The organism is Pseudaeromonas sp. HNCC25DJ180 (assembly GCF_055413345.1).
The window spans coordinates 321,574-346,274 of the sequence record NZ_JBVAYF010000001.1; the positions used below are offsets into that span (position 1 = coordinate 321,574).

Below are 24,701 nucleotides of genomic sequence, written 5' to 3' on the forward strand. Positions count from 1 at the left end.
ATGGCTCAGTCCAATGCCTTCACCCGTTTGACTATCTACTTCGACCTCAGTGGCCCCTCCAGCCGCTACCTGCACACCCTGTGCGATCGCTTCGAACGCGAGCAGGGCGTGCAGCTGGTGCGCCACGAGCTGGACATCCACACCCTGACCCGGCGCCTGTGTGGCCCCGAGCCCCTACCCGATCTGGCGCTGGTGCCCTCGGATCTGCTGGCGTTGGCCGAACGGTTGCGCTTCTCGCCCATACCCGATGAGTGGGCGCTGCCCGCCGTCACCCCCTTGAGCGAGGCCACCCTGCAACTGGAGTATCGTCAACTGGGGGTGCCTATCCTGGCGGGCAACCATCTGCTGCAATTTTATGACAAGCAGCAGGGAGAGCCGCTGCAGGAGTGGTTGCAGCCCGATGAAGCCGGGCTCTGCAGCTGTTGTGGCATAGACTTCGAGGAGCCCTACTGGCTCATCCCCTTGCTTATCCGCTTTGCCGGCTGGCCCCTGGGCCACCAGCGTATCCAGCTGGACTCCCCGGCCATGACCCACGCCCTGCAGTGCCGCCAACGCCTGCAGCGCCAGGGACGCCTGCGCCACTTTCACTATGAGCAGGATCTGGGCTCGGCCCTCATTTCGGGTCAAGTTCCCACTATCATCACCGGGGAGTGGGAGTATGCCGCGTTGCATGAGAGCATGGGAGATCGGCTGGGCATAGCCCCCCTCCCCACCTACGGTGGCCTGCCCTGCCGCTCCTTCTTCTCGACCCTGGGTCTGGTCTTCCCCGGCGAGAGCCTACAGGGGCCTCACGCCCCTCTGCTGCACGCCTTTGCCCAACTACTGCTAAGCCAAGCGGTACAGCAGGGGTGGCTGAACGAAGCGGCCCGCCAACCGGTACGCCAGGATCTGCAGGGTCATGCTACGCAACCGGAACGGGCCATGATCAGTGCCTGCATAGAGCAGTGCTGCATCAGCCCCACGCATCCGCTGATGAACCATGCCTGGCAGGCCATGGCCTCCGGTCTCAAACACTCCCATCTACCGCCACTGGCTCCCCCGGGCCGTCTGGGGCAGCAGATGCAACACTTCGCGCGTCACCAGGAGGTATCCCATGCCCACTGAACCCCGCCGCTCCGGCGTACTGCTGCACCCCACCTCCCTGCCTGGCCCCCACGGCATAGGCGATCTGGGGGCCGGTGCCCGCCACTTCATCGACTTTCTCGCCCACTCAGGCCAGAGCCTCTGGCAGATCCTGCCCCTGGGCCCCGTGGGAGCCGATGGCTGCCCCTACTCGGCCCTCTCGGCCATGGCCGGTAACCCTCTGCTGCTGAGTCTGGAGGATCTGCTGCCCCATGGCCTGCTGTTTGCCGACGAGCTGGCCGCCCTGCCGACCCAGAGTGAAGGCTACATGGATCTCCATCTGGCAGGTCACAGCAAGCTGCCCCTGCTACGCCGCGCCCTGAGCCGGTTGCGGGGCGGATTGCGCCAGGAGTTCTATGCCTTCTGCTATGTGGAGCGCCACTGGCTGGATGACTATGTGCTGTTTGCCAGCCTCAATCATGAACAGGCCGCCCCCTGGTATGAGTGGAGCCCTGAACTTAGAGATAGAGAGCCGCTGGCCATGGCCGAGGCGCGCCGCCGCCTGCAAGAGGAGCGGCGCTTCCACGCCTTCTGCCAATTTATCTTCCAGCGCCAGTGGCAAACCCTGCGCCGCTATGCCCGGGAGCAAGGAGTCGAGATCATGGGCGACATGCCCATCTATGTGGGGCTCAACAGCGCCGATGTCTGGGCCCATCGCCACCTCTTCTGCCTGGATGAGGTCGGTCACCCCAGCCTGGTGGCGGGCGCGGCACCGGACCGCTTCTTCGATGCGCGGGGCCAGCGCTGGGGCAACCCGGTTTATGACTGGACGGCCATGGCCAACGAGGGCTATCAGTGGTGGGTGGAGCGGTTGGCGCAACTGCTGCGCCTGGTGGATCAGGTACGGATCGACCACTTCCGTGGCTTCGAATCCTTCTGGGCCCTGCCCGCCGAGGAGCAGGATGCTCGCCGTGGCTTCTGGTCTCCGGGGCCGGGGCAGGCGCTGTTCAATACCCTGCGTGAACACTTCCCCGAGTTGCCGCTGCTGGTGGAGGATTTGGGCTTCATCACCCCGGCGGTGGAGCAACTGCGCGATGATAACCAGTTGCCGGGCATGGCCGTATTACAGTTTGCCTTCGGCAGCCCGGAACGTGCTAACCCCTACTACCCCCATCTCATTCGGGAGAATCAGTTGGTCTACACGGGCACCCATGACACCAACACCACACTCGCCTGGTATCAGAGCCTGCCCGAGGAACGGCGTCAGGAGCTGGATGCCTACCCGGCGGCATTTGGAGTGACCCCCATACAGTGGCGGCTGATCCAGATGGCCTGGCAAAGCCCGGCCCGTTATGCCATCGCCCCCATGCAAGATCTGCTGGGGCTGGGTGCAGAGGGGCGCATGAACTGCCCCGGTGAGGTGAATGAGTACAACTGGCGCTGGCGACTGACCGAGGCCGTCTTCCCCGATGCGCTCAGCCAGAGACTACGCACTCTGAGTGCCCGCAGCGATCGCCTGCTTACTCCGGCGTCTGCAAGGCATCCGGTAGCTGACATGCACGAGTGATGGCCTGTTCCCGGTTATCCACCTGCAGTTTGCGATAGATACGGCGAATGTGGCTCTTCACCGTGCAGTGGGCCACATACATACCGTCGGCGATCTGCTCATTGCTCAGGCCATTGGCGATACCCTGCAGTACCTGCCACTCCTTCTGGGTCAGGGCCAGATGTTGGGCGGCGGCAGGCAAGGCCTGGGCCAAGCGTACCGAAGAGCCGGAGCCGGCACTCTCCTTGTGGCCGCCCGATTGCAACAGCAGGTAGCGCACGAAGGGCCACTCCCGCTCCTGCTGCAACTGGCGCAGCAGCGGCTGCAGCCCTTCACCATTCAACAGCCAGGGCCCCACACAGCCGGAACTCTCGGCCGCCAACAGCGCCGGTTGCACCACCAGCCGCGCCTCGGCATCCCGCCGCAACCCCTGTAGGGCCAGCGCCTGATAGAGGGCAATCTGCTGTTCAAACAGCGGCAACTGGCGTGACTGGGTCTCGCTCTGCAGCAGCGCCAACTGGCGCAATGCCAGCCGGTACTTGCCCAGGCCCAGCAGGGCGCGCGCCCGATTGATGCCCAACAACTGCAAGAAGTGGTTGCCCGCCAGCAGGACAGGCGCCTGTTGACGCAACCAGTCGCGCACTGTCTGCTGCTGGCCGGTGCGCAGCCAGAGATCCAGCCGCGCCGAATCGGCATTGGCGCGCCAATCCGCATGGACTTGATAACGCGCCCCCAACCGCTCCAGCTCGGCAGCCCAATGCTGGGCCTCCAGCAACCGCTCCTGGCGCATGGCCAGTTGCAAACGCCCGGTATAGAGCGGATAGAGCCAACGCTCCTCCTCTCCCTCAATGATGGTGGCCATACGCTGCAAACAGTGCTCGGCCCGGGGCAGATCCTGGCGCAGCAGCGCCAGCTTGCACCAACAGCGGTAGACAAACTCCATCACCTGCAGTTGCTCCAGGTGCTGGGCCTTGCCCTCGGCTTCAGCCTGCTGCAACCGTTCCTCGGCTCGGGTCAGTTGGGCCAGATTGATCTGCGCCTCCGCCAACTGGCTCAACTGCCACACCACGTTGATGTGTGCCTGCTGGGCATAGGCCAGGGCCAGAGAGCGGCTCAACTGCTCCAGCGCCGCCTCGGATTGCCCCTGGCAGATACACACCTCACCGCGTACGGCGAGGCCGATGGCCAGCTCCCGCTGCTGCTCGGGCTGCAGTTGGGCGAGCACCTGGGCGGCCAGCCGGTCAGCCAGCTCCCACTGTTCACGCTTCAAGGCCAGCTGAGCCTTGAGCAGGGTCATCTCCTGGGCCATGGCCTGCTGGGCCCCGATGGGCAACCGGGGCAACCACTGCTCAGTCTCGGCCAGGGTGCCGCTGAAGTACTCCATGTCGTAGTCGTAGATGGCGCAACGGGTGCGCATCAGCAACAACAGCGGGTTCAACTCTATGACCCGGCGCGGCAGGCTCTGTAGCTGATTGCGCACCAATAGATACTGGCCCTGCTGCATCAGCGCGGCGCCATGTTCGCTGAGTATGGTCGCCAGACGCACCGACTCCTCCGCCCGCTCCGCATGGCGCATGGCCTCCACCACCCGCTGCCGGCTCAACAGTGCCTCGCAGGCTCGCAGGTGTACCTCCCGTTTGCGTTGGGGCTCCCGGGCCAGACGCAGGCGTAAGAAGTCGCCAAATACTGCCTGGTAGCGATAGCTATTCTGCTCGCCATCCACCCGGGCGATGAAGAGACCGTTGCGCTCCAAAAACTCGATCTGCTCGTGGCAGCTGGGCAACGCGGCCACCTGGCAGGCCAGCGCCTCGTCAAACCACTCCAGCACACTGGAGGCCAACAGGAAGTCACAAATCTCCTGGGGCAGCTCGTTGAACACCTCTTCGGAGAGATAGGCGTTGACCGCCTGAGGGTTGCCCTCCATGGCCTCGGCCAGAGCCGAACTGGCCCGCTCCCGCGCCAACAGACAGAAGAGCTTGAGACCACCGGGCCAGCCGGCCAGCTTGCTCCACACCTCTTGCAGCTCTTCGGGTGCCAGGGTATGACTCAACTCCTGATGCAAAAACTGTTGGGCCTCCGGCAGGTTGAACTGCAGATGGCGTGCCTCGATGCAGGTCGCCACCCCCTTGACCTGCAGACCGGCCACCCCCAAGGGCGGCAACAGGCGCGAGGTGATCACCAGCTTGATGTGGGGCGGCAGATGCAGAATGAGCTGGCGCAACAGCTCGTGGATGCGCGCCTCCTGGATCACGTGATAATCATCCAGCACTAACAATAAGGGGGTCTCATCCCGGTTCATCAGTTGCAGCAGGGCCGGCAGATAGGCTTCCAGCGGTTGATTGGGGCCCGGTCCCCCCTCGGAGGAGAGTGCACGGGTGCGCGCCAGTTGCAACGCCCCATACAGGTGGGAGAAGAAACGCACCGGGTCGTTATCGGAAACATCCAGTGAATACCACCCGGCGTGGCCCGTCATCTGCTGAGCCCACTCCAGCGCCAGGGTGGTCTTGCCATAGCCGGCCGGAGCCGACAGCAACCAGAGGGCAGGCGCCGAGGCGCTGGCTAGGGGTGAACCCAGGCGTGTGCGGGGAACAACCAGAGGATGAGCCCGCGGGAGCGAAATTTTAAAGCGCAGGAGCGCCAGGGCACTGTCATCCATGGACCGTCATCTCACCAACTAAAAAATCAAAATTAACCACAGGGCTCACCATCATGGTTTGCACCCACTGGCCATTGCGGTAGGGCAACAGGCGCGCACCGAGTCACGCAACTTCAGCTCCCCGGTAAAGGCCGCCACCGCCATCAGCGTTTCCCCCGCGGCCAGGGCTAGAGCCTGCTGCACCGCCCGAGCCGTCATGGCTTCAATCGGAATGTGTACCGTGCTGAGGCTGGGGCTTAGATAGGCCGAGGCCGGGGCATCATCAAAGCCAAACAGGGAGATCTGCTCCGGCACCCGCTTACCCGCCTCTTGCAGGGCACGCAAGACTCCCAACGCCATGTCATCATTGCTGACAAACAGAGCGCTAAATTTGACATCGCGGGCCAGCAGCTGCCGGCACGCCTGATAGCCACCCGCCACCAGATTATCGCCCTCGACGATCGTCGCCTCATCCGGCGTCAGCCCGGCCTGTTGCAGGGCTTCCCGATAGGCGGCCAACCGCAACTGGGCGGTCAGGGTCGTGCCTGGGCCACTGATACAGGCAATCGCTGTGTGGCCCAGCGCCAGCAGCTGGGCCATGGCCGCCAGCACACTGCCACGCTGATCGAACTCGACGCTGCGCTCCGGGTAACCGGGGACGGGGCGATTCATCACCACCAAGGGGACGGGTAAGCGGGTCATCAGCATCTGCAGCCGCTCTGCTGGCATGTAGCGGCTGTAGAGTATGATGGCATCGCAGCAGCGATCCACCAGCAGCTCCACCGCCGCCTGCTCACGCAGGGGATCATCGTGACCATCGGTCACCACCAGTTGCTTGCCTGCCAACTCGGCCTGCTGGGCCATGCTCTTGAGCAGGCGGCCAAAGTAGGGCCCCTCGAAATTGGAGACCACCAACCCCAGCGTATTGGACTTCTGCTGGGCCAGCGCCTGGGCCAGGGAGTTGACGCGAAACCCCAGCTCATCGATGGCGGCTTGGACCCGAACTCGCGTCGCGTCGCTGATCGCCACCTTGCCGCTGAGCACCCGGGAGACGGTGGACTTCGCCACCCCGGCGCGATCGGCCACATCCTGCATGGTCACCATGACGCCCCCTGATTGGCAAACTCGCTAGCAAAAAGTCCCGGCACAGCGAGGCTGTCCGGGACCTGTCATTATCTACACCAAACCGGTTACCCAGCAAGTTAAGTTAAGCCTCAGCAGAGACTCTGGGGCTAGCGTCGGGCACCATTGCTGGCGATCACCTCCTGATACCAGGCAAAGCTAAGCTTTTTCTTTCGTTTCAGACCCTCAGCCTGATCGATATAGACGAAACCATACTGCTTCTGGTAACCGTTGAGCCAGGAGAGCAGATCGATGAAGGACCAGGGATAGTAGCCGCGCACATCCACCCCCAGGCGGATCGCCTCCGCCACCGCGCCGATATGGCTGCTCAGATAGTCGATGCGCGGCTGATCCAGCACTTCGCCGTTGACGATCGGATCCTTGGCCCCCAGACCGTTCTCTGTGATATAGACGGGCACATTGCCATAGCGCGCCTTGAGCCGCAGCAGAGCCTCGGTCAAGCCTTCCGGGTAGATCTCCCAATCCCAGTCGGTGTAAACCCCCTTGGGATTACGCACCTGCTTGAAGAGCCCCTTGAAGCCAAACTCCTTGCCCGCCCCCTTCTCACCCGTGGTGTTGATGCGGGTATTATCCACATCCGGGTTGGCGGCTATCATCTCGCGCTTGTAGTAGTTGACGCCGATAAAGTCGCAGATGTTGTTCTTCAGCAACTCGGCATCCCCAGGCGCAAACAGCGGCGTCCCGAAATGAGCCTGGGCCATGGCCAGCAGCTCGGCCGGATACTCCCCCTTGAGCACAGGGTCGTAGAACCAGTGGGTGTAAACCCCCTCGGCCAACTGCCAGGCGGCGAGATCCTCGGGCTGCTCACTGATCGGGTCATTGGGCTGCAACACATTCACAAAGCCGATCTGACCCGCCACCTTCATCTGGCGGAAGGCTTGCACCGCCAGGGCATGGGCGACAAAGACATGGTGACAAGCCTGCAGGCCACGTCGGGTATCCTGCACCGCTGGCGGATGCGCCCCGGTCACATAACCCATGCCGATGAAGACCACGGTTTCATTGAAGGTGGACCAGAGCTTGACCCTATCCCCGAAGCGCTGATAGCAGAGGCGGGCATATTCAACGAAGGCCTCGGCGGTCTGCCGAGACTCCCAACCGCCCAGCTCATCCTGCAACGCCTGGGGGAGATCCCAGTGGTAGAGGGTGATCATGGGCTCGATGCCAAACTTCAGCAGCTCATCGATCAAATCGCTATAGAAGCGCACCCCGGCCTCATTCACCGCTCCGCGACCGGCAGGCAACAGGCGGGGCCAGGAGATGGAGAAGCGATAGCTCTTGAGCCCCTGTTCGGCCATCAGGGCCACGTCCTCCCGGTATCTGTGGTAGTGATCCGCCGCCACATCACCATTGGTGCCCAGATAGGTGGTCCCGGGCTGATGGGCGAAGCGATCCCAGATGGAGGGCCCCTTGCCATCGGCGGCAAAGCCACCCTCTACCTGATAGGCCGCCGTGGCGGCCCCCCACAGAAAATCGGCTGGAAACTGACGCATTACCGGACTCCTCGCTATCGGCTTCAGGGGCTAGCAGGCTGGCAACCCCCACTGCTCTCTACCTTAGTACAGGAAAACAGCCAGCGCAACCGGTTGCATCGCCGCAATACCGAGCATTACTCCGGCCTCTCATCGGTTTTTGTTTATTTTAGGTTAAGGCTTTCCCGCTATTTCGCCCTGCGCGAAATGACAATAGTTGTTATCCTCTCTTCACCCCCTACTTCTACCCCATAGCGGTTTCTTTTCACCACACGCCGATACAGCATCGGCGCCCAACATGAGGTGACGGCATGCATCACTCGCTCCCCCTGATCTCCACCCTGGTCGGCTCCCTGGTGCTGGCCTTTCTCTTCGGCATGGTGGCTCATCGCCTGCGTATCTCTCCCATGGTCGGCTACCTGATCGCTGGCGTGATCTGCGGTCCCTTTACCCCTGGCTATGTGGCCGATCAGGCGCTGGCTCCCGAGCTCGCCGAACTCGGCGTCATACTGCTGATGTTCGGGGTCGGCCTGCACTTTTCGGTGAAGGATCTGCTAGCCGTCAAGCGCATCGCCATTCCCGGCGCCCTGGCCCAGATCGCCCTCGCCACCCTGATGGGCATGGGGTTGGCGGCCGCCTTGGGCTGGAACCTGATCGCCGGTCTGGTGTTTGGCTTGTCGCTATCGGTGGCCAGTACCGTCGTCCTGCTGCGCGCCCTGGAGGCCCAAAACAACCTGGAGAGTCCGGAAGGGAAGATCGCCATCGGCTGGCTGGTGGTGGAAGATCTGGTGATAGTGCTGGTGCTGGTGCTGCTGCCGCTGCTGGCCAGTGTGAGCCAGGAGGGGGCCGGCCCCATTGTCTGGTCAACGCTACTGAGTGAAATCGCCATCACCCTGGGTAAGGTAGTTGCCTTCGTCGCCCTGATGCTGATCGGCGGCCGTCGCGCCATCCCCTGGCTGCTGGCGCGCAGTGCCGCCACCGGCTCCCGGGAACTCTTCACCCTGGCGGTGCTGGCCATAGCCCTGGGCATCGCCTTCGGCGCCGCCAAGCTATTTGATGTCTCCTTCGCCCTGGGTGCCTTCTTCGCCGGCATAGTGCTCAACAGCTCTGAGTTGAGTCACAAGGCGGCGAACGATTCCCTGCCCCTGCGCGATGCCTTCGCCGTGCTCTTCTTCGTCTCAGTCGGCATGCTGTTCAACCCGGCTATCCTGCTGGAGGCACCGCTGACTGTGCTGGCAACCCTGGCCATCATAGTGGTCGGCAAGTCTCTGGCCGCCTTCGCCATAGTACGGCTGTTCGGCTATCAGAAGGGGACGGCGCTGACTATCTCCGCCAGCCTGGCCCAGATAGGGGAGCTCTCCTTCATACTGCTGAGTCTGGCCATCACGCTGCAGATACTGCCACCTCAGGCCCGCGACATAGTGTTGGCCGGAGCCATTCTCTCCATACTGCTCAACCCGCTGCTCTTCAGTTGGCTGGGGCGCTACGCCAGCCGCCAGCAGGCCACACCGGAGAATGAGCCGCGACCTAGCCCCACGCCCTATGATGAGGTGCATGAGCAGCCCCCCATGGCTAACCATGTGGTGCTGGTGGGGTATGGCCGCGTCGGCCGTCGGGTGACGAAGCTGCTGCAGGAGCGAGAGCTCCCCTTCGTGGTGATCGAGCATGATGCCCAGCGCGTGGCCGAGCTCAGAGCAATCAAGATCCCGGTCGTGCGCGGCAATGGGGTGCTCCCCTGTGTGCTGGAGGCCGCCCATCTGGCCCACGCCAGCCATCTGCTGGTGACCATACCCAATGGCTTCGAGGCGGGAGAGGTGGTGGCCCAAGGCCATCTCTATCCCGACTTGCAGATCCTGAGCCGCGCTCATCTGGATGAAGAGGTGGAATACCTGCGCCAGCAGGGCGCCCAGCAGGTGATCTTGGGCGAGGAGGAGATAGCCCGGCAGATGGTGCTGGGGCTGACAACGCAGAATAACGCCGAGCGGCATGAAAAAACGGTGCACGCTATGGCCGTCAGCCGAGCCGAGTGAGGGCCGCCGCTACTCCACCAGCGCGACCGATTTCACCTGCAGCCAGATGGCCTGCCCTACCGTCAGCTGCAGGGCATGAGCCGAGCGGGCGGTGAGGCGGGCAATGAAGGCCGACGAATGCTCACCCTCGCCCACCCGCACCCGTACCAGGGTGAGGCCTGGGTGCTCATCGGCCAGCATGGCTTCCACCACACCAGGCAGATGATTCTGGATGCTGGAGTCGTGGTGGGGGAGCAGACAGAGGCTCACATCCCGAGCCAACACCCGGATCCGCGCCTTCTGCCCCAGAGGGCGGCCGGTATCCCGGGCCCAGAGCTGACCACCGGGGAACGCCAGGCGGATGAGATGCCACGCCTCATCCCGCTGACTGATCTGCCCCTCCAGCACCACGCCCGCCTCCTCACCCAGGCGAATGGGTAAGTCCAGACGACTCAAGGTCTCGGCCAGAGGGCCACTGGCCAGTACTCGTCCCTTGGCCATCACCACCAGATGATCCGCCAGTCGCGCCACCTCATCGGGAGAGTGGGTCACATAGATCACCGGGATCGCCAGTTCGTTATGCAACCGCTCCAGGTAGGGCAAGATCTCCCGCTTGCGCGCCAGATCCAGCGCCGCCAGGGGTTCATCCATCAGCAGCAGTTGCGGGCTGACCGCCAGGGCGCGGGCAATGCCGACGCGCTGCTTCTCACCGCCGGAGAGCTCGCCCGGCTTGCGCGCCAGCAAGGGCTCAATGCCCAGCAAGGCGATGGCCTGCTCCAGGGCTACGGTGCCCGGCCCCCCCACCCGCTTCTGACCATACTGCAGGTTCTGCAACACGCTCAGATGAGGAAAGAGGTTGGCATCCTGAAACACATAACCGATGGGCCGCTTGTGAGCCGGCAGCCAGTAGCGGCCCTGTTGCCAAAGGGTTCCCTTGAAGGCGCACTCCCCCTCCGGGCGAGCGCCCAGACCCGCCAGACAACGCAGCAGCGTGGTCTTGCCGGAGCCTGAGTGGCCAAACAGGGCGGTGATCCCCCGCCCCGGCAGGCAGAGATCCACCTCCAGGCTAAAGCCATCCCACCCCTTGCGAAAGCGCGCCCGTATCTGATCCTTGCCGCTATCGCTCATCTTCAACGTCCTCTCCGGGATTGAGGTCGCCAGGCATACACCGCCAGCAGCACCAGGAAGGAGAAGCTCACCATGACCGCCGCCAGACGATGGGCATCCCCATACTCCAGAGCCTCCACATGATCATAGATCTGCACCGAGGCCACCCGGGTGATACCCGGCAGGTTGCCCCCTATCATCAGCACCACCCCGAACTCCCCCACTGTATGGGCAAAGGTGAGAATGCTGGCGGTCAGAAAACCGGGGCCCGCCATGGGCACCACCACACTAAAAAACGTATCCAGCGGCGAGGCACGCAGGGTAGCCGCCGCCTCCAGTGGACCATTGCCAATTGACTCGAAGGCGTTCTGCAGCGGTTGTACCATGAAGGGCAGAGAGTAGAAGACAGAGGCCAGCACCAGCCCACCGAAGGTGAACGCCAGAGGCGCCAACCCCAGAGCCGACATGAGCTGGCCTAGCGGACCATGGGGCCCCATGGCCAGCAGCAGGTAAAAACCCAGCACCGAAGGGGGTAACACCAGGGGCAGCGCCACCACTGAACCTATGATCCCCTTCCAGCGAGAGGGGGTGCGGGCCAGCCACCAGGCCAGCGGCGTGCCCAGCAGCAGCAGGATCAGGGTGACCAGGGTGGCCAACTTCAAGGTCAGGCCTATGGCCTGCAGATCCTCGGCAGATAACAACATGAACATCCTTATGCCTCTCTTCCCAACCCAATGTCGCGACGAGCTGAGACAGCCCGGGTTAACCACCAGTGCACAGTATGACCCGCCTTGGTGACGCCCCTTGGTCGCTTTGCGACAAAACCGCGCTATATAGCCGAGCATACCGCTTGATGGGGAACGAAAAGCAAGGATCAGGCCAGCCTGGCTACCGCTCGCCCTTATCCTGAGGTTGCTTGCGTCTGTATTCCGCCACTTCGCTCAGTTTGAGCTCGGCGGGCAGGGCGCTCAGTTTGCCCGCGCCTACCCGCTGGGAACGGTAGATGCTGGAGTAGCCCGAGAAGAGGTAGCTGACCACGCAGGCGACCCCGGCATAGAGCCCTATTTCCGCACCAAACAACTCCATGGCCATCAGGGTCGACGCCAGGGGGGTATTGGCAGCGCCGGCAAAGACGGCGACAAAGCCCACACCGGCCAACAGGGGAAAGGGCAGATCCAGCAGCGGCGCCAAGGCATTGCCCAGGGTGGCGCCGATGAAGAAGAGTGGTGTCACCTCCCCCCCCTTGAAGCCACTGGCCAGGGAGGCCACGGTAAAGCCCAGCTTGCCGATAAAATCATAGGCCGGCAGGGGCTGCTCGAAAGCCTGGAGTATAGTGGGGATCCCCAACCCCAGATAGCGGTCAGCCTGGGTGAACCAGGCCACGGTCGCTATGGCCAAGCCGCCCAGCAGAGGGCGCAGCGGGGCATATCTGACCCACAGCTTGAAACGGGCGCTGAGCAGATGGGTGGAGACGGCAAACAGTTTACCGGTCAGGCCAAACAGGGCCCCGGCAATCAGCATGGCCAGCAGGCTCCAGTAGGAAAACTCGGGAATGGAGGGGATGAGGTAGTGGGCATGGTGTACCCCCCAGAGCAGCCCCACCTTGTCGGCAACGATGGCGGCGATGAAACAGGAGAGCAGGGCATCGTAGCGCATACGCCCTATGGCCAGCACCTCCAGACCAAACACGGCGCCGGCCAGCGGCGTACCGAATACCGAGGCGAAACCGGCACTGATCCCCGCCATCAGCAAGATGCGGCGCTCTTCGCGTCCCAGCCGGAAGAGCCGGGTCAATTGATCGGCCAGGGCACCACCCATCTGTACCGCCGTCCCCTCGCGCCCCACCGAGGCACCGAACAGGTGGGAGATGACAGTGGCCACCAGCACCAGAGGCGCCATGCGCAGGGGGATCACCTTCTTGGGATCATGGATCTCGTCGATGAGCAGGTTGTTGCCCGCCTCCACCTGTTGCCCCACCTTGAGGTAGATCCAGCCCACCCCGAAGCCGGCCAGGGGCAGCAACCAGAGCAACCAGCGGTAAGCCTCATGGGTGGCCGTTGCCCACGCCAGGGCAAACAGAAACAGGGCGGAGGCCGTCCCCGCCAGCACGGCCACCAGAGTCGAGAGCAGCAGCCACTTGGCCAGATAGGGCAGTAGCGTCAGCTGCGCAGTAAAAGGGTTAGATTTCATCGGCTCACCATAACGCGATCCCGAAACGACGCACCAGCAGAGAGAACAACACAAACGAGACCAGGGTGATCACCACGCTCGCCCCCAGCGTCAGCCAGAAACCGAGCCGCGGCAACAGCAGCGGGAAGAGGAGAAACATGGGCAGGGTCGGCACCACATACCAGAAGGTGTACCAGGCGTGGTTGGCGATCTTCTGCTGGGGTTGCTGCTCCAGATAGAGCCAGATCAGGGCCAATACCGTCACCAGCGGCAAGGCCGCCACCAGGCCGCCCAGCTTGTCGCTGCGCTTGGCCACTTCCGAGACCAAGACCACCACGGCGGCGGTTAACAAGTATTTCGTAATAAGCCAGGCCATCACCCCTCCTTGGGCATGGGGCTAGGCCCCAGGCTAAAACAAACGCCCCGCAACTGCGGGGCGATAGCGATCAGGTACATCCCTAGATGCGCAGTTCCATCGGCACCTCGAACACCACATCCTCGGGCTTGCCGCTGTACTCCTCCACCTCACCGCCGCCTATGGCGCGGATGCGATCGATCACCTGCTGCACCAGCACCTCGGGAGCCGACGCCCCGGCGGTGACGCCAACGGCCTGCACAGAGGCAAACCAGGCGGGATCCAGTTGCGCGGCCTCATCCACCAGGTAGGCCTGCGTGCCCAGGCGCTCGGCCAATTCACGCAACCGATTGGAGTTGGAGGAGTTGCGCGAACCCACCACGATGAAGAGATCCACTTGGCCGGCCAACTCACGCACCGCATCCTGACGATTCTGGGTGGCGTAGCAGATATCATCCTTACGCGGCCCCTGGATCGCCGGGAACTGGCTCTGCAGCGCCGAGATCACCTCTTGGGTCTCATCGACACTGAGCGTGGTCTGGGTAACGAAGTGCAGCTGGCTCGGATCCTTGACCTGCAGGGCGGCCACATCGGCGGCATCCTCCACCAGATACATGCCCGCCGCAGCGCTCTCGTACTGGCCTATCGTCCCCTCCACCTCGGGATGGCCGGCGTGACCTATCATGATCACCTCCTGAGCCTTGCGACTGGCGCGATGAACTTCCATATGCACCTTGGTCACCAGGGGGCAGGTGGCATCATAGACGCGCAGACCCCGCTGCTTGGCCTCTTCCCGCACCGCCTTGGAGACACCGTGGGCCGAAAAGATGACGATCTGCTCATCCGGCACTTCGCGCAGCTCTTCGACGAAGATGGCGCCGGCTTGCCGTAGCGTCTCCACCACGTAGCGGTTATGCACCACCTCGTGGCGCACATAGATGGGGGCACCAAATTTCTGCAGGGCGTTTTCCACTATGGTGATGGCGCGGTCAACGCCGGCACAGAAACCGCGCGGGTTAGCCAGCACTATCTTCATGACTTGGACTCGCTATGGTTAGGCACAGGTTGGGGCTTCTTGCGCAGGCCATCCAGCACTATCATGGCCGCCCCCACCGTGATGGCGCAGTCGGCTATGTTGAAGGCCGGGAAGAAGTGGCCCTGCCAGTAGAAGAGCAGGAAGTCCACCACATGACCATAGGCCAGGCGATCGATGAGATTGCCGATGGCCCCGCCGATAACCAGCACAAAGGCGATATTGGACCACCACTGGCTCGCCGCCTGACGGCGCAGGGCCACCAGCATGGCGGCCGAGACGCCGATGGCAAACAGCGAGAAGAACCAGCGCTGCCAGCCCGGCTGATCGGCCAGGAAGCCGTAGGCGGCCCCCTTGTTATAGACATGCACTATGTTGAAGAAGGGCGTCACGTTGATGCCTGGGCCACCGTAGGGCAGGTAGTGCAGGATCGCCAGCTTGGTCAGCTGATCCAGCACTATCACCAGCGGCACCAGCCAGAGCCAGCGCAGCCCGCTTTGTTTGAGCGTCAGCGGCATCATGCAAAGGCCCTCGTTTCACCAGCGCCTTCCACATTGGTGACACAACGGCCACAGATGCCCTCATGACCGGCAATGGTGCCCACATCGGCCACATGGTGCCAGCAGCGCTCGCACTTGACGGCGGCGGTGGCCGTTACGGTCAACCAGAGACCGGCCAGCTCGGTGGCTTGAGCGTCAGTGGGGGCGACAGAGACCACTTCCAACTTGGCCTGGGAGGTGATGAGCACAAAGCGCAACTCCTCACCCAGACGGGAGAGCTTCTCGGCCAGCGCCGGTTCGGCGTAGAGGGTCACCTCGGCCTGCAAGGAGCTGCCGATACGCTTGTCGGCACGGGCCGCTTCCAGCGCCTTGTTCACCTCGCCACGCACCGCCAGCAGATCGGCCCAGTAGCCATCATCCATGGCTTCGCCATCCTTGAGACCAAACAGCCCATCAAACCACTCTTCGGTGAAGACAAACTTGGCGCGCTCACCCGGCAGCAGCGCCCAGATCTCGTCGGCGGTGAAGCTCATGATGGGCGCCATCCAGCGCACCATGGCCTCGGCGATGAGGAAGAGGGCGCTCTGGCAGGAGCGGCGGGCCAGGCTGTCGGCCTTGGCCGTGTACTGGCGATCCTTGATGATATCCAGGTAGAAGGAGCCCATCTCCACCGAGCAGAACTGCATCAGCTTCTGGGTTACCAGATGGAAGTCATAGTTCTCATACGCTTCCACTATCTCTTGCTGGGCCTTCTGGGCACACCCTACGGCCCAACGATCCAGCACCACCATCTCGTCGGCCTTGACCATGTGCTGAGCCGGGTCGAAACCATTCAGGTTGGCCAGCAGGAAGCGGGCTGTGTTACGGATACGGCGATAGGCATCGGCGGAGCGCTTGAGGATCTCGTCGGAGACCGTCATCTCACCGCTGTAGTCGGTAGAGGCCACCCACAGGCGCAGAATATCGGCGCCGAGTTTGTTCATCACCTCTTGCGGGCTCACCACGTTGCCCAGGGACTTGGACATCTTGCGCCCCTGACCATCGACGGTGAAGCCGTGCGTCAGCACCTGGTTGTAGGGGGCCTGATGCTTCATGGCGACCCCTATCATCAGGGAGGACATGAACCAGCCACGGTGTTGATCCGACCCTTCCAGATACATGTCGGCGCCATGACCGTTAAATTCCGGGCGCACATCCACCACTGAGGCATGAGTCGAGCCGGAGTCAAACCAGACGTCCAGGGTATCCTTCACCTTGTCGTAGTGTGCGGCATCGTCACCCAGCAGCTCGGCGGCATCCAGATCCCACCAGGCTTGAATGCCGGAAACCTCGACGCGCTTGGCCACCTCTTCCATCAGTTCGACGGCACGCGGGTGCAAGGCTTGGGTCTCTTTATGCACGAAGAGGGCAATGGGCACACCCCAGGTGCGCTGCCGGGATATACACCAGTCCGGACGGTTCTCCACCATGGCCTCGATGCGGTTCTGGCCCCACTCCGGGATCCACTTCACCGACTTGATCTCCGAGAGTGCCTTCTGACGCAGACCCGCCTGCTCCATGCTGATAAACCACTGAGGGGTGGCACGGAAGATAATGGGGGTCTTGTGGCGCCAGCAGTGGGGATAGGAGTGCTGGATGGCCTGATGATGCAGCAGGGCACCGCGCTCCTTGAGCACCTCGACCACGGAGGCGTTGGCCTTGAAGACATGCTGACCGGCAAAGAGTTCAGTATCCGGCAGGTAGACGCCATTGCCCCCCACAGGGTTGGCTACTTCCAGACCATATTTCTGGCCTACCACGAAGTCTTCCTGACCGTGACCGGGCGCCGTGTGCACGGCACCGGTCCCTGACTCCAGGGTGACGTGATCACCCAGGATCACCGGCACATCAAAGCTGTAGAAGGGGTGCTGGAAGCGCAACAGCTCCAGATCGACACCCTTGCAGTAGCCCAGGTTGTGGTAATGGGTGATGCCGGCGCGGTCCATCACGGACTTCACCAGATCGGCGGCCAGGATCAGACGCTCCGGCTGTTCGCCCTCCACCTGCACCAAGGCGTAATCGAGTTCAGGGTTAAGCGCCACGCCACGGTTGGCCGGCAGCGTCCAGGGGGTGGTAGTCCAGATCACCACAAAGAGCGGGCCTTGGCCCGGATGCCCGACCGCGCAATCAAAAGCAGCGGCTACCTGAGTCTCATCCACGGCACGGAAACGCACATCGATGGAGGGAGAGCTCTTGTCGTAGTACTCCACCTCGGCCTCGGCCAGCGCCGAGCCACAATCGGTACACCAGTGCACCGGCTTGGAACCCTTGTGCAGGTGGCCGTTGTCGATGATCTTGCCCAGCGAGCGAATGATGTTGGCTTCGGTGTTGAAGTCCATGGTCAGGTAGGGCTTGTCCCATTCACCCAGTACCCCCAGACGCACGAAGTCGGCCTTCTGGGCCTCGACCTGGCTCTTGGCATACTTGCGGCACTCGGCGCGGAACTCGGCGGCAGAGACCTTCTCGCCCGGCTTGCCCACCAGCCCTTCCACCTTCAGTTCGATCGGCAGACCGTGGCAATCCCAGCCCGGCACATAAGGGGAGTCAAAACCCGCCATGCCCTTGGACTTGATGATGATGTCCTTGAGGATCTTATTGACCGAGTGACCGATGTGAATATTGCCGTTGGCGTAGGGCGGGCCATCATGCAGGATGAAGGATTTCTTGCCCTTCTTGGCGCTACGGATCACGCCATAGAGATCCTGCTCATACCAAGCCTTGAGCATATCCGGCTCACGTTTGGCCAGATCGCCACGCATGGGAAACGGGGTTTCCGGCAAATTCAGGGTATGTTTATAGTCGCTCATCAGTCCTGGGTTCCATTACGATTCAATAGGGGTTACCGCGAGGCCGAAATAACGGCGGGCAGTGTCGGCATCCTGGTGGATTTGGACCTGCAGGGCGGCAAAAGAGTCAAACTTCTTCTCGTCTCTGAGCTTATGGCAGAGCCGCACACGAATGTGCCGACCATACAGATCGCCCGAGAAATCGAAAATATGCACTTCGAGTTGTGGCCTATGGCCGTTTACCGTGGGACGGGTGCCCACGTTGGCCACGCCATAATGGGTGTGGCCGGAAAATACCACTTCTACCGCATAGACGCCACTGACCGGGGTGACCCGGCGCTTAAGATGGACGTTGGCGGTAGGGAAGCCAATGGTGCGGCCCAGCTTGTCGCCATGAGCCACCCGACCGCTGACGGTATAGGGCTCACCCAGCATGGCATGCACCTCGGCCAGACGATCACCGCGCAGCGCCTCACGCAACCGGGTACTGCTCACCCTCTGCTCGGCCACGCAGAAGCTCTGGGTGCTGACCACCTCGAAACCAAACCGCTGACCGGCCGCCTGCAGCAGGGCAAAATCCCCGGCTCGCCCGCGACCAAAACAGAAATCATCGCCAATCACCAGATAACGCACACCTAGCCGCGCCACCAGGATCTCCTCGATGAAGCGATCCGGCTCCAGGTTGGCAAAGTCGTGGCCAAAGCGCACGCAGAGCAGGCGATCCAGCCCCAGCGCCTGCAGAGCCAGAAATTTGTCCCGCAAGCGGGTCAGGCGAGCGGGCGCCCCCTCCCGCACAAACAACTCCATGGGCTGAGGCTCAAACAGCATGACGCAGGCAGGCAGCCCTAACTCGGCCCCCTTGAGCTGCAACTGACGCAACACAGCCTGATGGCCCAGATGAACGCCATCGAAGTTGCCTATGGTCAACACGCAGCCGCGATGCCGAGGGCGCAGATTATGAATGCCGCGGATCAACTCCATGAAACGTCCTGTCGTTGCGAAATCGCTGGATTATATAACGAAGCCAGCCAGCAATCAGCCTTCGCTCACAGTTTTCAGGTCGCCGAGCCGCACACCGCTGGCTAACGCCAGCAATAGATAGCAGCCGCCACCCAGCAAGAGCAGCTTGCCCAGCTCCAGACCGGAACGCAGCAGGCTCCAGTTGACCCAAACCTCCAGAGATGGGCTCAGCCAGGCTAACAGGAGATACATGGCCAGGGTCGCCGCAGCCAACCGCAAGCTGAAGATAAGGGTTGCACGACCAGGACGATAGATACCACGGCGATAGAGTCCCTGAAACAGGGAAATGGCATTGATCGTACCCGCAAGAGCGGTCGAGAGCGCCAGACCGATGTAACCGAGGGGATAGATCAATATCAGGTTGAACCCCATGTTGGCGACCATGGAGTGCACACCATAACGCACCGGCGTCTTGGTATCCTGGCGGGCATGGAAGCCGGGCGCCAACACCCGGGCCAACATCAGGGAGAGCAGGCCGGAGGTGGAGGCCAGCAGGCTGGCGCTGGACATCATCACCTCGTGGGGGCCGAACTCCCCGCGCATGAAGAGCACCCGCAGTATCGGCTCGCGCAGCACCATGATGCCGCCCATGGCGGGCAGCCCGAGAAACAGCACCATGCGCACCCCCCAATCCATGGTGTCAGAGAAGCGTTTCGGATCCTGATCTACATGTCCCTTGGCTAGAGCCGGCAGTATCACGGTACTGATGGCCACGGCAAACATCCCCAGCGGAAACTCCAGCAGCCGATCCGAGTAGTAGAGATAGCTGATAGCGCCCGTGGCCAGAAATGAGGCCAGCATGGTGTTGATCAGCAGATTGATCTGGCTGACCGACACCCCGAACAGCGCCGGGATCATCAGGGTACGGATCTTCACTACCCCAGGGTGATGCCAACCCCACTTGGGCCACACCAGCATCTTCATCTGGTAGAGGTAAGGGATCTGGTAGAGCAGCTGCACCAGACCACCGATGAAGATACCGATAGAGAGGCCCACGGCCGGCTCATCCATATGGGGTGCCACCCAGATCGCCACAATGATCAGCACTATGTTGAGAAAGGTCGGAGTAAAGGAGGAGACACCGAAGCGTCCGAAGGTATTGAACACGGCGCCGGACATGGCGGTGAAGGTGACAAACCAGAGATAGGGAAAGGTGATCTTCAGCAGCCAGCTGGCCAGCTCGAACTTAGCCCCATCGGCCTCCCCATGCCACCAGGCCATAAACCAGCCCCAACCAAACAGCGCCGAGACCACAGTTGACCCCAGCACACCGAGAATGGTCACCACAGTGATGACGGCCCCCAGTGTGCCCATGGTGACGGCCAGCAGATCCCGCACCGCAGCCTCATCCCCCTTCGCCTTGTATTCGGTCATTACCGGCACAAACGCCTGATTGAAAGCGCCGTCGGCAAAGAGACGCCGCATGAAGTTGGGGATGCGATTGGCAAAGAAGAAGACATCCGAGGCAACCCCCGCCCCCAGCAGATGAGCGATGACGATATCCCGTACCAGCCCCAGTACCCGCGAGGCCAGGGTGGCGGCCGACACCACTAGCCCGGATCGGATCAGCTTCTTGCTCAAGATAACTCCTTAAAAAGATGACAGCGCGATGAAAGCTGCTAGCAACGACCCGACAGTGCAACCGCTTATCGTGCAGCAAACTTTGCAAAAACGGTGACAGCGCGATGAAAGCTGCTAGCAACGACCCGACAGTGCAACCGCTTATCGTGCAGCAAACTTCGCAAAAACGGTGACAGCGCGATGAAAGCTGCTAAAATCGGCCGACAGTTTAACTAGCCGTTACCTTGTAGTCACTGGGTTGCGGTGGTTATTTGCACAAATCATTTGACATTCTCGGGTTGAGAAGGCATATTTTTTGCCCTTTTCAGCACACTCGCTAAGACAGTTTTAGGAGTTTTACCTTGGCTAACATCAAATCTGCTAAGAAGCGCGCGATTCAGGCAGAAAAAGCCCGCAAGCACAATGCCAGCCGTCGCTCTATGACCCGCACCTACGTTAAAAAAGTAGTTGCTGCCATCGCCGCCGGTGACAAGGCTACCGCCCAAGCCGCTTTCGAAGCTGCTCAGCCTATTCTGGATCGCATGGCCACTAAGGGCCTGATCAGCAAGAATAAGGCTGCACGCCATAAGTCTCGTCTGGCTGCCCAAATCAAGGCACTGTAAGACGTTACTGATGACGAAAAAAAACCGGCTTCTGCCGGTTTTTTTTCGTCTGCGATTGCTGTTGAGAGTACCGCGGTATTACACAGTACGGCAATAGAAACTATGTAACACGCCTATGATGGCCTGTACCTCTTCGCTCTTCAGCGAGTAATAGACTGTCTGGCCCACCTTGCGAGTCGCCACCAGCTCATCCCGCCGCAATACGGCCAGATGCTGGGAGAGCGCCGACTGACTCAAGCCTAACCGCTCGTTGATCTCCCCTACCGACAGCTCCCCGCCCTGCAGATGGCAGAGGATGAGCAACCTGTGCTCATTGGCCAACGCCTTCAATAACCCCACCGCCTTGCCTGCCTGGGTCTGCATCGCTTCGATTTGCATCTACGTCATCCTGCCTCACGCCACTTCCGGCATGATAACAGTATCTACGACTTTAGAAAGAAACCGCCGTCGGAGTAAAAGCGGAGATATCCTCCTCACCACTGAACAGGGCCGAAAAATCACTCTCACAGATTTTCTTCACTGCCGGATGCTGGATCATACGTTCGGCGAAGATGACGTAGTACTCCTCTTTCAACTCCTGGGTCTGGCCGATCAACTCGACCTCCTCCCCATCCAGTATCTCGCCCTGGTAGATGGAAGGAGCCACGAAGATACCCTGATTGAAGTAACCAAAGGCCTTCATCAGCGCCGCATCATCAAACTCGCCCAAGATCTGCGGGGAGAGCCCCTTCTCCTCGAACCAGCGAGTCAGTTGACGCCCCATCGCAGTGCGTCGCCCCGGGATCAGCAGCTTGCGCTCTGTCAGACAAGCCGGGAACGGCGTCTGAGGTCGGGGAGCCTTACAGAAGAAACTCACCCCACACTCGCCTAACTTCTTGGAGAGCAGGCCCCCATGCTGGGCCGAATCCACCGGGCAGTCCGAGAGGATCATATCCAGCTTGTGCTCGCTTAACTGCTCTAGCAACAGTTCATGGGTTGATTCAAAGCAGCGCAGGTGGATGGAGCCATCGGTGGGGATCACCGAGAGCAGTACCCGGCTGGCCAACCGCTTGGAGAGTGCATCGGCAATGCCCACATCAAAGATGATCTGGTTTTCCTTGCGGTAATTAACGACGTCCATCATCTCGTAGGAGAGCGAGAACATCTTGTCGGCATACTGGTAGATGAGGTGCCCCAACTCGGTCGCCTCCAGCTGACGCCCCTTGCGCTTGAACAATCGACCATTCAACCGCTGCTCCAGTAGGCGGATCTGCCCGGTGACGGTCTGGGGCGTGAGAAACAGCGCCTCCGCAGCGCCTGTGATGGAGCCCTTCTTTTGGGCCATCCAAAAATAGTAGAGGTGATTGTAATTTAAATGAGACATAGAGCCGCCCTCACCCTGCAAAGGCCATGTGGGCCTGCGTTATCAACATAGAGGCTTCTCGCACTAGGCGAGAAGCCTGATGATGCACCCAGTTGGGTACACACCATTTAGCCACAGGTCGGCTTAACCTGAGCTAAACGAGCAGGATGAAGGGAAAACCGCAAGATCAGATAGCCGACAATGGCCGCCAGCGTAGAGCCGACCAAGATCCCCAAGCGCGACAGGGTGGAGAAATCGGCGCCTTCGGCGGTGAAAGCCAAGGAGGCGATGAACATGGACATGGTAAAGCCGATACCACACAAGACACTCACGGCCATGATTTGACGGAATGTGCTCCCCTCTGGCAGTTGCGCAATCTTCAGGCGGATCGCCAACCAGCTGATGAGGGTGATACCGACTGGCTTACCGATGAAGAGGCCCAGCATGATACCCAGCGGCACAGGCGAGAAGAGGCTAGACGGGCTGACCCCGGCCAGCGAGACCCCGGCATTGGCAAAGGCAAACAAGGGGAGAATGAAGTAAGAGCACCAGGGATGCAGCTTGTGCTCCAGATGCTTGAGCGGCGAGACATAACGTTTACCCTGGTTGGGGATCACGAAGCCCACGACCACACCCGCCAGCGTCGCATGCACACCAGACTTGAGCACAGCCACCCAGAGCACCAACCCCACCAATATGTAGAAGGAGAGGCGATCCACACCGCGACGGTTCATCCAGAACAGCAGGGCTGTGGCCCCTGCGGCAATGCCCAATGCCGGTAGATTGATCTCACTGGTGTAGAAGAGGGCAATGATGAGGATCACCCCCAGATCATCAATGATGGCCAGCGCCAGCAGGAAGACCTTGAGACTCACCGGCACCCGATTGCCGAGCAGCGCCATCACGCCCAGAGCAAAGGCAATATCGGTAGCAGCCGGTATGGCCCAACCACTCTGGGTCATGGGGTCGCCATGGTTGAACAGCAGATAGATGAGGGCTGGCGCCAGCATGCCGCCTAACGCCGCCACCGCAGGAAAGGTGGCCTGCTCTCGGCTGGAGAGGGCGCCATCTATCATCTCCCGCTTCACCTCAAGGCCGATCAACAGGAAGAAGAGGGCCATCAGGCCATCGTTGATCCAGAGCAGCAAGGGTTTATGCAGATCCAGCGAGGCTATCCGCACCTGCACATCGGTGTCGAGGAAGCTCTGGTAATAGTGAGAGAGGGGGGAGTTAGCCAGCAACATGGCTAGCAGCGCCGCCAATATCAATATAATGCCGCTGGCCGACTGCAACTTGAGAAACTTCTTGATCGCATTTGTCATGGTGTTGGGCTCACAGAAAAAAGCTAAGAGTTAGTGTATGCCGCTTAGAGAGTAAGCTTAAATCGATTATAGCGGTACGATAGCTCGGTTTTACCGAGCTAATTAGTTAGCTACACGCCCAAAAAAGGCCGCATATGCGACCTTTTCACCTCAAATAGCCACAGGCGCCTTGATCCCGGGGTGTGGGTCATAGCCCGTCACTTCGAAATCCTCGAAGCGATAATCGAAGAGGGAGTCCGCCTTGCGTTTGATAAGCAACTGGGGCAAGGCTCGGGGTTCGCGGCTCAACTGCAGTCGGGTCTGCTCAAGATGATTGCTATAGAGATGCACATCGCCACCCGTCCAGACAAAGTCCCCTACCTGCAGATTGCACTGCTGGGCCACCATATGGGTCAGCAGAGCATAGCTGGCGATATTGAAGGGCAGCCCCAGGAAGACATCACAACTGCGCTGGTAGAGCTGGCAGGAGAGCTTGCCATCGGCCACATAGAACTGGAAGAAGGCGTGGCAGGGTGCCAGTGCCATCTTATCTAGATCCGCCACGTTCCAAGCGGAGACTATGATGCGGCGGGAGTTGGGGTTATGAGTCAAATCATCGATCACTCGCTGGATCTGATCGATATGGCCACCATCCGGCGTGGGCCAGGAGCGCCACTGGTGACCATACACAGGCCCTAGTTCGCCCTGTTCATCCGCCCACTCATCCCAAATAGATACGCCATTCTCCTTGAGATAACGGATATTGGTGTCACCTTGCAGGAACCAGAGCAGCTCGTGGACTATGGACTTGAGATGGCACTTCTTGGTGGTGACCAGAGGAAAGCCTTCCTGCAGATTGAAGCGCATCTGATGGCCAAACAGCGAAAGGGTACCTGTGCCGGTTCTATCCCCCTTCTGCGAGCCTTCGGTCAGGATCTTCGCCATCAGGGCTTGGTAATTTTTCATGGTTCGCCTCTCCTCGCCCCGCCAATCGCTTAT

Annotated in this window: 20 protein-coding genes; 4 read left to right on the forward strand and 16 right to left on the reverse strand. The window is 61.1% G+C overall.

Going from position 1 to position 24,701, the window contains the following annotated elements; translation table 11 throughout:
- Positions 1–1,104 carry a hypothetical protein gene (locus tag ACZYTD_RS01510; RefSeq protein ID WP_463888235.1) on the forward strand — a complete coding sequence of 368 codons (1,104 nt, stop codon included), beginning with the start codon at positions 1–3 and terminating at the stop codon, positions 1,102–1,104.
- Positions 1,094–2,629 (forward strand): 4-alpha-glucanotransferase, encoded by a 1,536-nt coding sequence (malQ, locus tag ACZYTD_RS01515; protein ID WP_463888237.1) that lies wholly within the window; start codon positions 1,094–1,096, stop codon positions 2,627–2,629. The genes ACZYTD_RS01510 and malQ overlap by 11 nt, the downstream gene beginning before the upstream one ends.
- Here malQ and malT read toward each other — a convergent pair.
- From malT to ACZYTD_RS01530, 3 genes are all read right to left on the reverse strand, one after another.
- Entirely contained in the window at positions 2,583–5,264 is a 2,682-nt protein-coding gene (gene malT, locus ACZYTD_RS01520; RefSeq protein WP_463888240.1) for an HTH-type transcriptional regulator MalT, read from the reverse strand. The genes malQ and malT overlap by 47 nt on opposite strands.
- A gap of 51 nt (positions 5,265–5,315) precedes the next feature.
- Positions 5,316–6,347: a LacI family DNA-binding transcriptional regulator gene (locus ACZYTD_RS01525; RefSeq protein ID WP_463888243.1), complete on the reverse strand. Its 1,032-nt coding sequence runs from the start codon at positions 6,345–6,347 to the stop codon at positions 5,316–5,318.
- A 128-nt stretch (positions 6,348–6,475) separates the two neighbouring features.
- A complete protein-coding gene (locus tag ACZYTD_RS01530) occupies positions 6,476–7,879 on the reverse strand; it encodes a GH1 family beta-glucosidase (RefSeq protein WP_463888246.1) in 1,404 nt (467 codons plus the stop codon).
- Positions 7,880–8,169: 290 nt separating this feature from the next.
- Between ACZYTD_RS01530 and ybaL the strand changes: the two genes are divergently transcribed.
- Positions 8,170–9,888 (forward strand): YbaL family putative K(+) efflux transporter, encoded by a 1,719-nt coding sequence (ybaL, locus tag ACZYTD_RS01535; RefSeq protein ID WP_463888248.1) that lies wholly within the window; start codon positions 8,170–8,172, stop codon positions 9,886–9,888.
- A 9-nt stretch (positions 9,889–9,897) separates the two neighbouring features.
- Here ybaL and modC read toward each other — a convergent pair whose 3' ends face one another.
- The 9 genes from modC to murJ all read right to left on the reverse strand — a co-directional run bounded on the left by modC (position 9,898) and on the right by murJ (position 20,457).
- On the reverse strand, positions 9,898–10,995 hold the full coding sequence (modC, locus tag ACZYTD_RS01540) for a molybdenum ABC transporter ATP-binding protein (RefSeq protein WP_463888250.1): 1,098 nt from the start codon (positions 10,993–10,995) through the stop codon (positions 9,898–9,900).
- A 2-nt stretch (positions 10,996–10,997) separates the two neighbouring features.
- A complete protein-coding gene (modB, locus tag ACZYTD_RS01545) occupies positions 10,998–11,678 on the reverse strand; it encodes a molybdate ABC transporter permease subunit (protein ID WP_463888252.1) in 681 nt (226 codons plus the stop codon).
- Between the two features lie 184 nt (positions 11,679–11,862).
- A complete protein-coding gene (locus ACZYTD_RS01550) occupies positions 11,863–13,164 on the reverse strand; it encodes a voltage-gated chloride channel family protein (protein ID WP_463888258.1) in 1,302 nt (433 codons plus the stop codon).
- 4 nt (positions 13,165–13,168) lie between these two features.
- Complete coding sequence (locus ACZYTD_RS01555; RefSeq protein ID WP_463888261.1) at positions 13,169–13,519, reverse strand: DUF3147 family protein; 351 nt, start codon at positions 13,517–13,519, stop codon at positions 13,169–13,171.
- Between the two features lie 82 nt (positions 13,520–13,601).
- Complete coding sequence (gene ispH / locus ACZYTD_RS01560; RefSeq protein WP_463888264.1) at positions 13,602–14,534, reverse strand: 4-hydroxy-3-methylbut-2-enyl diphosphate reductase; 933 nt, start codon at positions 14,532–14,534, stop codon at positions 13,602–13,604.
- The gene (gene lspA / locus ACZYTD_RS01565) at positions 14,531–15,049 is read right to left on the reverse strand and encodes a signal peptidase II (protein ID WP_463888469.1); all 519 of its coding nucleotides are present in this window, start codon (positions 15,047–15,049) and stop codon (positions 14,531–14,533) included. The genes ispH and lspA overlap by 4 nt, the downstream gene beginning before the upstream one ends.
- Positions 15,049–17,877 (reverse strand): isoleucine--tRNA ligase, encoded by a 2,829-nt coding sequence (gene ileS / locus ACZYTD_RS01570; protein ID WP_463888267.1) that lies wholly within the window; start codon positions 17,875–17,877, stop codon positions 15,049–15,051. The genes lspA and ileS overlap by 1 nt, the downstream gene beginning before the upstream one ends.
- A 15-nt stretch (positions 17,878–17,892) precedes the next feature.
- Complete coding sequence (gene ribF / locus ACZYTD_RS01575; protein WP_463888268.1) at positions 17,893–18,837, reverse strand: bifunctional riboflavin kinase/FAD synthetase; 945 nt, start codon at positions 18,835–18,837, stop codon at positions 17,893–17,895.
- Between the two features lie 54 nt (positions 18,838–18,891).
- The gene (gene murJ, locus ACZYTD_RS01580) at positions 18,892–20,457 is read right to left on the reverse strand and encodes a murein biosynthesis integral membrane protein MurJ (RefSeq protein WP_463888271.1); all 1,566 of its coding nucleotides are present in this window, start codon (positions 20,455–20,457) and stop codon (positions 18,892–18,894) included.
- 341 nt (positions 20,458–20,798) lie between these two features.
- On the opposite strand from murJ, the gene rpsT reads away from it, so the two are divergent.
- Positions 20,799–21,059 carry a 30S ribosomal protein S20 gene (rpsT, locus tag ACZYTD_RS01585; RefSeq protein ID WP_463888274.1) on the forward strand — a complete coding sequence of 87 codons (261 nt, stop codon included), beginning with the start codon at positions 20,799–20,801 and terminating at the stop codon, positions 21,057–21,059.
- Between the two features lie 78 nt (positions 21,060–21,137).
- Here the strand turns inward: rpsT and ACZYTD_RS01590 are convergent, their stop codons facing one another.
- The 4 genes from ACZYTD_RS01590 to thyA all read right to left on the reverse strand — a co-directional run bounded on the left by ACZYTD_RS01590 (position 21,138) and on the right by thyA (position 24,668).
- On the reverse strand, positions 21,138–21,437 hold the full coding sequence (locus ACZYTD_RS01590; RefSeq protein WP_463888277.1) for an ArsR/SmtB family transcription factor: 300 nt from the start codon (positions 21,435–21,437) through the stop codon (positions 21,138–21,140).
- 52 nt (positions 21,438–21,489) lie between these two features.
- Entirely contained in the window at positions 21,490–22,422 is a 933-nt protein-coding gene (nhaR, locus tag ACZYTD_RS01595; protein ID WP_463888280.1) for a transcriptional activator NhaR, read from the reverse strand.
- 107 nt (positions 22,423–22,529) lie between these two features.
- On the reverse strand, positions 22,530–23,723 hold the full coding sequence (gene nhaA, locus ACZYTD_RS01600; RefSeq protein ID WP_463888283.1) for a Na+/H+ antiporter NhaA: 1,194 nt from the start codon (positions 23,721–23,723) through the stop codon (positions 22,530–22,532).
- 150 nt (positions 23,724–23,873) lie between these two features.
- Positions 23,874–24,668 carry a thymidylate synthase gene (gene thyA, locus ACZYTD_RS01605; protein ID WP_463888285.1) on the reverse strand — a complete coding sequence of 265 codons (795 nt, stop codon included), beginning with the start codon at positions 24,666–24,668 and terminating at the stop codon, positions 23,874–23,876.
- Positions 24,669–24,701: the final 33 nt, after the last annotated feature.

Excerpts from the sequence above, each read along its gene's own strand:
- ACZYTD_RS01510 (WP_463888235.1), top strand. The coding sequence starts at position 1 with ATGGCTCAGTCCAATGCCTTCACCCGTTTGACTATCTACTTCGACCTC.
- malQ (WP_463888237.1), top strand. The coding sequence starts at position 1,094 with ATGCCCACTGAACCCCGCCGCTCCGGCGTACTGCTGCACCCCACCTCC.
- malT (WP_463888240.1), bottom strand. The coding sequence starts at position 5,264 with ATGGATGACAGTGCCCTGGCGCTCCTGCGCTTTAAAATTTCGCTCCCG.
- ACZYTD_RS01525 (WP_463888243.1), bottom strand. The coding sequence starts at position 6,347 with ATGGTGACCATGCAGGATGTGGCCGATCGCGCCGGGGTGGCGAAGTCC.
- ACZYTD_RS01530 (WP_463888246.1), bottom strand. The coding sequence starts at position 7,879 with ATGCGTCAGTTTCCAGCCGATTTTCTGTGGGGGGCCGCCACGGCGGCC.
- ybaL (WP_463888248.1), top strand. The coding sequence starts at position 8,170 with ATGCATCACTCGCTCCCCCTGATCTCCACCCTGGTCGGCTCCCTGGTG.
- modC (WP_463888250.1), bottom strand. The coding sequence starts at position 10,995 with ATGAGCGATAGCGGCAAGGATCAGATACGGGCGCGCTTTCGCAAGGGG.
- modB (WP_463888252.1), bottom strand. The coding sequence starts at position 11,678 with ATGTTGTTATCTGCCGAGGATCTGCAGGCCATAGGCCTGACCTTGAAG.
- ACZYTD_RS01550 (WP_463888258.1), bottom strand. The coding sequence starts at position 13,164 with ATGAAATCTAACCCTTTTACTGCGCAGCTGACGCTACTGCCCTATCTG.
- ACZYTD_RS01555 (WP_463888261.1), bottom strand. The coding sequence starts at position 13,519 with ATGGCCTGGCTTATTACGAAATACTTGTTAACCGCCGCCGTGGTGGTC.
- ispH (WP_463888264.1), bottom strand. The coding sequence starts at position 14,534 with ATGAAGATAGTGCTGGCTAACCCGCGCGGTTTCTGTGCCGGCGTTGAC.
- lspA (WP_463888469.1), bottom strand. The coding sequence starts at position 15,049 with ATGCCGCTGACGCTCAAACAAAGCGGGCTGCGCTGGCTCTGGCTGGTG.
- ileS (WP_463888267.1), bottom strand. The coding sequence starts at position 17,877 with ATGAGCGACTATAAACATACCCTGAATTTGCCGGAAACCCCGTTTCCC.
- ribF (WP_463888268.1), bottom strand. The coding sequence starts at position 18,837 with ATGGAGTTGATCCGCGGCATTCATAATCTGCGCCCTCGGCATCGCGGC.
- ACZYTD_RS01590 (WP_463888277.1), bottom strand. The coding sequence starts at position 21,437 with ATGCAAATCGAAGCGATGCAGACCCAGGCAGGCAAGGCGGTGGGGTTA.
- nhaR (WP_463888280.1), bottom strand. The coding sequence starts at position 22,422 with ATGTCTCATTTAAATTACAATCACCTCTACTATTTTTGGATGGCCCAA.
- nhaA (WP_463888283.1), bottom strand. The coding sequence starts at position 23,723 with ATGACAAATGCGATCAAGAAGTTTCTCAAGTTGCAGTCGGCCAGCGGC.
- thyA (WP_463888285.1), bottom strand. The coding sequence starts at position 24,668 with ATGAAAAATTACCAAGCCCTGATGGCGAAGATCCTGACCGAAGGCTCG.